This window comes from Nocardia sp. No.11 (genome assembly GCF_038752175.1).
In the GTDB taxonomy this organism is placed as follows: domain Bacteria; phylum Actinomycetota; class Actinomycetes; order Mycobacteriales; family Mycobacteriaceae; genus Nocardia; species Nocardia canadensis.
In genome coordinates this window covers 1-7,351 of the sequence record NZ_JBCGFB010000193.1, presented here as the reverse complement: position 1 = coordinate 7,351, position 7,351 = coordinate 1, and the positions used below count along the sequence as shown (strand labels likewise).

Here is a 7,351-nt window from a genome sequence, read left to right as displayed (position 1 = left end):
GCTCGACCGAGGACGCCGAGCCGGGCGCGGGCAGGGTCGGACTCGGCCGATCGGCGGGCGCGCTCGTGCCACCCGAATCGGCGCCACAGCCGGGGAGGAGCAGGGCCACCGCGCAGACCACGGTGGCCGGAATCAGCGCTGTCCGCATGAGCACCACTCCTCGCGATCGGTGCGCCCGACGGGCACCTCACCCCGAAAATGTATCGCGACCTGCCGGTTCAGGGTTTCCGTCGGTATCGGAGCGTTACCGGAAATAAATCAGCCGACATCCGGCGCGCCGTATGTCACCATGAATTCCACGCCGGTCATTCGCGACACGGCGAGACCGACGAGACACCCCGAGAGGAGGAGACGGCCATGAAAACCCTTGCGCCACGGCGACAGTCCGAAAAGACCTACCGCCGCGCCGGTTCGGCCCACAGCGTGTCGAACGCGGGCCCCGATGCCATGGCCCGTCTCCGGTTCGCACACTGACGCGGTAGCCGCTCCCCTTCGACCGTCGTTCGCCTTTCTCTCCCGAAACATGGTGATTCCCATGACGATCCGTCATGCCGTCGACCCGATGGCGCCCACCTCCGACACCTGGATACGCACCAGGGTGCTCGTGCTCAACGCCAGCTACGAAGCCCTCGACGAGATCACCGCCGACCGGGCCGTGACACTGCTGATCAGCGGCGCCGCGGAGACCGTCATCGAACGGGCGCCGCGGTTCCCGATCCGGTCCCAGCACCTGGTCATCGGCCTGCCGGAGACGATCCGCCTCGTGCGCTACGTCTACCTGGGCCACGTCGCCCCGGTGGGCGAGGACAGCCGCGCCACGCTGGCCGGCGTCCTGCGCCGTGACAAGCACCGTTGCGGCTACTGCGACGACTGGGCGCAGACCGTCGACCACATCCGCCCGCGCAGCAGGGGCGGACCGAACACCTGGGGCAACCTGATCGCCTGCTGCGGCCCCTGCAATACGAGCAAGGCCGACCGCACCCCGGAGGAAGCGGGGATGCGGCTGCTGTGGGAGCCCAAGGCTCCCGACCCGCTGGCCCGCACCCAGCGCCGGATCTGGAAGGAGTACGCGCCGTGACCACCACCGACCTCGCACTGACCGAACTGCTGACTCTGTCCGACTCCGGGCAGTGGCATCGCGCGGCCTGCCGTGGCGACCCGAACCACGAGGCGTGGTTCCCGTATCCATCGCAGGACTTCGACTACGCCCGCCGGATCTGCGCCGGTTGCCCGTTGCTCGCGGGGTGCACCGAGTACGCGGCGCAGACGGGCCAGTCGGGGGTCTGGGGCGGCCGTGAATACGACCGCGGACGGGTGATCCGCGAGTGACCGGCCGGGGCCGGGTGTCCGTCGTGACACCCGGCCCGAGGTCGTGACCAGCGCCGATGCGCATCGGTGTACACCGTGCGGCGGCCCGGTCACGACTCCTTAAACTTGCCACGTGGGTACTCATCGCAGCGGGACCAGATCTCGAAGTATCAGCAAAGGTCCGGTTATCGCGGCATCGGTACTCGTGCTGATACTCGTGGCCGTCTTCGCCTGGTTCCAGCTCAGCGATCGCGCCGCGAGCACCGACGTCGCGGCGGCCGCCGAATGCGTGGAGGGACCGGCGTCGCTGGACGTGACGGTCGACCCGGCGATCGCGGGCCCGGTCCGCGCCGCCGCCGATCGCTACAACGCGACCAAGCCGCGGGTGCGCGATCACTGCGCCCAGGTGAAGGTGTCGGCCCGGCCGTCGGCCGCCGTGGTGGCGGGGTTGGCCGATCCCGGGAAGTGGGACCCGGCGCTGGGACCCAAGCCGGGGCTGTGGATCGCCGATTCGACCCGATCGATCGAACTCGTGCGGGTACCCGGCCTGATCGAGGGCACGCCCGCCTCCATCGCCACCAGCCCGATCGTGCTGGCTGTGCCCGACGCGCTGCGCCAGGCCCTCGAACAGCATCGGATCGCCTGGTCCGATCTGCCACGCCTGCAACAGGGCTCGCTCGACGAGCTCGGCCTGTCCGGTTGGGGCGGCCTGCGGATGGCCCTGCCCGCGGGCGATGCCACCACCGCGGCGGCCGCCGCGATCGGCGGCGCGGTCTCGGGCACCGAACCGCTGACCGCGCAGGCCGCCGGATCCGGCCAGGTCGTGGCCGCGATCTCCGGACTGGCCGCGGGCGCCCAGACACCCGCCGACCTGATGACCGCGATGGCCGCCATCAGTGCCGACCCCACCGCCGACGAGGTGCACGCCGTCGCCGCGACCGCCCAGCAGCTCGGTACCGGCGGCCTGACCGCGTTCCGGCCCGTCGGCACCGCGCCGCTGGCGGACTATCCCGCCGCGCTGCTGTCGGGTCCCTGGGTCGACAAGACCCAGAACCTCATCGCCTCCCGTTTCATCGACTTCCTGCGCGCCCCGGAGCAGGCGGGCGCCCTGGCCACCGATGGTTTCGGCCCGGCCATCGGGTCCGCGCCGCCGAACCCGGACAAGGCGGCGCTGCAGAAGGTGCAGTCCACCCTGGCCGATCCGGTGCTGGGCGTGAACGCGACGGTGTTGCTGGACGTGTCGTCGTCGATGGGCACCGCCGAGGGCTCGACCACCCGCCTCGCGAACGCCGGCGCGGCCCTGGCCTCGACGCTGACGGTGATGCCGCCGGACTTCGGCCTCGGGCTGTGGACCTTCGGCAAGAACCTCGACGGCACCACCCCCTACAAGGTGCAGGTCCCCACCGGCCTGCTGACCGACGCCCAGCGCAATGCCGTGGGGTCGGCGGTCACCAGCACCAAGGCGACCCAGAGCACCACCGATCAGGCCTACCCGAGCCTGCTCGCCGCCTACCGTGCCGCGGTCGCCGCCTACTCCCCCGGCCGGACCAACTCGATCCTGGTCGTCACCGACGGTCCCGATGACGACTCGCCCCTGACCGGCACCGCCCTCGTCCACGAGATCACCGCCGCAACGACCGCGGGCAAACCCGTCCGGATCGATGTCGTCGTGATCGGCGGTCAGGGCACCCAAACCCTGCAGACCCTCGCGCAGCAGACCAATGGCACCTATACCCGGGTCCCGACCAGCAACGACCTCGGCTTCGGCACCGCTGTCGTGAAGGCGCTCACCACGCCCTGACGCGTCTCACACGGCCGCGCGGACAACAGCATTCGTGCGCGCGGCCGACATCGTTGGTGTGAACCGACGCACCATCGGGTACTCGCATCCCACTGCGTTCGGTCCGATCCACGGGGGGGGGAGACGAGCCATGCCGACGTACCACGGGGCGCGGGTCGCGTTCCGGCACTGGCGCGAACGCGCCGCCCGGGCCGTCATCCTGGCCGCGCGCAAGCCGAATCACTACATCCTCACGGTCAGCACGGCCACCGCCGGGGTGTTCAGCTCGCTCGAGCTCGCCGACCCGGTCAAGCGGGGCATCGACGCGCTGCCGGTGGTCACCAACAGCGACTGGCTCGGTTTCGTCCTCTTCACCGTCGTGATCGCGGCCGGATTGCGCGGATTGTCGCTGGTGGTCGGCAGGCTCGCGGGCCGTGAACCGATCGACGTGCTGGCCGGGATCATCGACGAGAGCGGGCTGCTGCCCGACCTCACCTCGCACTATGGGAGACGTATGACCGGCGACAGCGATGCGACACCACAGCTCGACTACCGCGTGCGCCATCTCGACGATCGCGACCTGGATACGCTGTGCCAGATCAACCGGGAAGCCTTCGCCCGGTCCGGTTTCGCGACCCCGCTCGATCTGATCCGGCAGCGCAATCTCAGTGTGCATCAGGTCAATCCACTCGCTTACAGCCTGATCGAGGCCAGTGTCGACGGCACCTTCGTGCCGGTCGGCTTCTCGTGCATCCTGCCGCTGAACCGGCTGGGCGAGGCCGCCTATTGCCGGACCGGCGGGTTGACCGACGCGCAGCTGCGCGGTCTGCACCTGAGCAGGCCGGGCGAATGGTCCAACGCGGTGGTGCTGTTCTCGGTCGGTCTGCTCCGCGGGTTCCGCGGCAGGCTCGGCGCCAGCCCACTGACCATCTCGCAGATCTACATCGATCATCTCGCCGAGGTCCTGCTCGACATCCACACGGCCGACCCGGCCCGGCCGACCACCCGCGTCTACGCGCAAACCGAGCACACCGGCACCGGCGTCGCACGCCTGCTCGCCGCGTTCGGCTTCGCCGACACCGGCGTGGTGACCGGTGACGGCTATCCACTGCGGATGCTCGAGGTACCGCTGGGCACGATCGATGCGGCGACGGCACCGACCGCGCCCGGGCTCCGCGCGCTGCTCGAGCGATTGCGGTCCTCAGCCGGGTGAGACCTCCACCAGCGCACCGGATTCCATGGCGATCCAGAGGTGGCCGCGCGGGTCGACAGTGAGTCCGTGCGGTTCAGCGCCGGGCAAGGTCAGGTGGTCGATCTCGCCCCCGGTGGTGATCCGGCCGAGCTTTCCGCTCGCCCATTCGGTGAACCACAGCGCGCCGTCGCGGCCCGCGACGATCGCGTGGGGGCGTGCGGCCGGGTCGGGCAGCGCGAATTCGGTGACAGTGCCGTCGGTCTCGATGCGCCCGATCGCGCCCGCCCCGATCTCGGTGAACCACACCGCGCCGTCGGGTCCGGCCGCGATCCCGACGGGGGCGGCGGTGGGTGTCGGCAGCGGGAACATCGTGAGTGCCATGGCCTGGTCGACCCGGCCGATCGCGTTGCCCTGATTCACCGTGAACCACAGTGCGCCATCGGATCCCGCGGTGATCATCGACGGCATCCCGTCCACGTCGACGTACTCGACGGTGCCGTCGGCGGCGAGCCGCCCGACCCGGCTTGCCTGCAACGCGGTGAACCACAGCGCCCCGCCGGGTCCGGCGCACACCCCGTAGGGTCCGTCGAGGGCGATGCTCGTGACGGCGCCGTCGAGGGTGCGCCGACCCAGCCGTCCGCCCTGGAATTCGGTGAACCACAGGGCCTCGTCGGGTCCGGTGACGATCACCGTCGGTTGTCCGTCGGCCGGCTCGAGCGGGAAGACTCGCACCTCGCCGTCGGCGTAGCGGCCGACAGCACCCTGGGCGACCAGCGTGAACCACACCGCGTCGTCCGGCCCGATCGTCACCCCGTACGGCGCGCCCGGCACCTCGACCACCTGCACGATGTCAGCCAAAGTCCTGAATTCCCTTCTGTATTCCCCGGAACCGCCGGCGCAGCGCCCGATCGTGCGAGACCACGACCACCGCGCCCCGATAGTCGCGCAGCGCGCGTTCCACCTCGTCGACCAGAGTGAGCGAGAGATGGTTGGTGGGCTCGTCGAGCAGCAGCAGATCGTGTTCGCCGGCGAGCACCCGCGCCAGCGACAGCCTGCGCCGCTGTCCCTCCGACAGGCTACCCACCGGACGATCCAGCAGGTCGGACGCGAACAGCCCGGTCCCCAGCAGCGCGGCCCGGCCGAACCCGTAGGTCTCGGTGACGCTGCGGTCCGGATCGAAACGTTCGTCCTGCCGCAGATATCCGATCCGGTCCGGCGCCGCCGCGTGGATCGCGTCGAGCAGCGTCGATTTGCCCGCGCCGTTGGGACCGTGGATCAGCAGCCGTCCCCGCGCGCCCAGCGTCACAGGACCGACGGTGAACTCCGCGCCCGACCCGGCCGCCGCGAATCGTCCACGGAACCGCAGCGGTTCGGGCGGGCAGGGCACCGGCTGCTCGCGCAACCGGCGCAGACGCTCGGCGGTCCGGCGCACCCGGGAAGCGACCGAGCTCTGGACCCGCCCGGCGTTGCGGTCGTAGGCCATCTTGTTGTTGTCGGTCATCGCCCGGCCGTGCGCCACCTGCAGGGCGGTCGTGGTCGCGAACTCCTCCAGCCGCCCGATCTCGGTGCGCCACTGCGTGTACGCCTGCTCCCAGCGCACGCGCGCGGCCGCCTTCTCGGCGAGAAATCCGCTGTACCCACCCCCGAACCGGGTCAGGCCGCGGTCGGCCACCTCGAGGATCGCGGTCACCACCCGGTCGAGGAAGATCCGGTCGTGCGAGACCAGCACGACCGTGCCGTTGTGGGTGCGCAGCCGGTCCTCGAGCCAGGTCAGCGCGCTGTCGTCGAGGTGATTGGTCGGTTCGTCGAGCAGCAGCACCTCCGGCGAGGCGGCGAGCAGACAGGCCAGGCCGAGCCGGGCCCGCTCCCCACCCGAGAGACTGTCGAGGCGGCGCGATCGATCGATCCCGGCCAGCCCCAGTCCGTGCATCGACGCCTCGACCCTGGCGTCGGCCGCGTACCCGTCCCTGGCCTCGAATCGGGTGAGCAATTCCCCGTACCGGTCCATGTCCTGCGCTTCGGCGGCGGCCTGCATCGCGCGGTCGAGCCCGCGCAGCTCCGCCAGCGCCTGCTCGACCGCCGCCTCGACGGTGTCGCCGGTCAGGGTCTGGGCGAGGTGACCCACGCCGCCGTCGGCGGTGACGGTGATGGATCCGGCGTCGGCGGACTCGGCACCGGCGAGCAGGCGCAGCAAGGTCGACTTCCCCGCGCCGTTCTCCCCGACGATGCCGACTCGCTCGCCGGGCCGGATGGTCGCGGTGATCGCGTCGAGTACCAGCCGGTCGGCATAGGACTTCGACACGCCCCGCATGGTTAGTTGAGTGGTCAAACAGCGCTCCAATCGCTACTTGTGTAGCTTTAAATGTACAAAGGCTCGCCCACTAACGCAACAGGAGTAGATTTTGGAACCGCAACGGCGCCCCGGTGGGCGCAGCGCCCGGGTGCGGGAGGCCGTCCTCGACGCGACGACGGCCGAGCTCGCCGAGCACGGCTACCAGGGCCTTTCCGTCGACGCCGTCGCGCAGCGGGCAGGGGTGCACAAGACCACCGTCTACCGGCGCTGGCGCGGTCCCGAGGGCTTGATCGCCGACGCACTCGACCGCGCAGCGGGCCTGCCGTGGGCGATCCCGGACACCGGCAGTCTCACCGGCGACCTGCGCGCCCTCACCGAGCTGTTACGCACCGGCTTCACCGATCCCGAATCAGCGCCCGTGGCAACCTCTTTCATCGCGGCCGGCATGCAGCACCCTGCCGCCGCCGATGCCCTGCGCGCCTACTACGCCGCCCGGCACGCCGAGGCGGCGGTGATCGTCGACCGGGCGATCGCGCGCGGTGAACTCGTCGCAGCGGTCAGCGGAACCGAAGTCGTCCGGTTCGCCGTCGCGCCCCTGTTCCACCGGCTCTTCGTCACCCACGAACCAGTCACCGCCGACCACGCGCGCCGGGCCGCCGACGCGGCGGCCGTGCTCGCCCGATCAGGGCTGCTGACCGAGGAGACCGGCTAGTCCTCGGCACGCGCACCGCTACCGACGCCGACGGGCCCCGCCGAACAGTGTCGGCGGGGCCCGTCG

7 protein-coding genes are annotated in these 7,351 nt (G+C 70.8%); 5 read left to right on the top strand and 2 right to left on the bottom strand.

The window, feature by feature from the left end:
* Positions 1–535: 535 nt before the first annotated feature.
* The 4 genes from V8688_RS30555 to V8688_RS30540 all read left to right on the top strand — a co-directional run bounded on the left by V8688_RS30555 (position 536) and on the right by V8688_RS30540 (position 4,301).
* Positions 536–1,078, top strand: coding sequence for an HNH endonuclease (locus tag V8688_RS30555; RefSeq protein WP_218715876.1), 543 nt, complete (start codon positions 536–538; stop codon positions 1,076–1,078).
* On the top strand, positions 1,075–1,329 hold the full coding sequence (locus V8688_RS30550) for a WhiB family transcriptional regulator (RefSeq protein ID WP_189034276.1): 255 nt from the start codon (positions 1,075–1,077) through the stop codon (positions 1,327–1,329). The genes V8688_RS30555 and V8688_RS30550 overlap by 4 nt, the downstream gene beginning before the upstream one ends.
* Positions 1,330–1,513: 184 nt before the next feature.
* The gene (locus tag V8688_RS30545; protein ID WP_342802246.1) at positions 1,514–3,109 is read left to right on the top strand and encodes a VWA domain-containing protein; all 1,596 of its coding nucleotides are present in this window, start codon (positions 1,514–1,516) and stop codon (positions 3,107–3,109) included.
* A gap of 130 nt (positions 3,110–3,239) precedes the next feature.
* Positions 3,240–4,301: a hypothetical protein gene (locus V8688_RS30540; protein WP_342802245.1), complete on the top strand. Its 1,062-nt coding sequence runs from the start codon at positions 3,240–3,242 to the stop codon at positions 4,299–4,301.
* Here the strand turns inward: V8688_RS30540 and V8688_RS30535 are convergent.
* A complete protein-coding gene (locus V8688_RS30535; RefSeq protein WP_218715873.1) occupies positions 4,290–5,138 on the bottom strand; it encodes a virginiamycin B lyase in 849 nt (282 codons plus the stop codon). The two genes, V8688_RS30540 and V8688_RS30535, sit on opposite strands and share 12 nt — an antisense overlap.
* Positions 5,131–6,609 (bottom strand): ABC-F family ATP-binding cassette domain-containing protein, encoded by a 1,479-nt coding sequence (locus tag V8688_RS30530; protein ID WP_342802244.1) that lies wholly within the window; start codon positions 6,607–6,609, stop codon positions 5,131–5,133. Before V8688_RS30530 ends, V8688_RS30535 begins: the two co-directional genes overlap by 8 nt.
* A 73-nt stretch (positions 6,610–6,682) precedes the next feature.
* Between V8688_RS30530 and V8688_RS30525 the strand changes: the two genes are divergently transcribed.
* Complete coding sequence (locus tag V8688_RS30525) at positions 6,683–7,285, top strand: TetR/AcrR family transcriptional regulator (protein ID WP_342802243.1); 603 nt, start codon at positions 6,683–6,685, stop codon at positions 7,283–7,285.
* Positions 7,286–7,351: the final 66 nt, after the last annotated feature.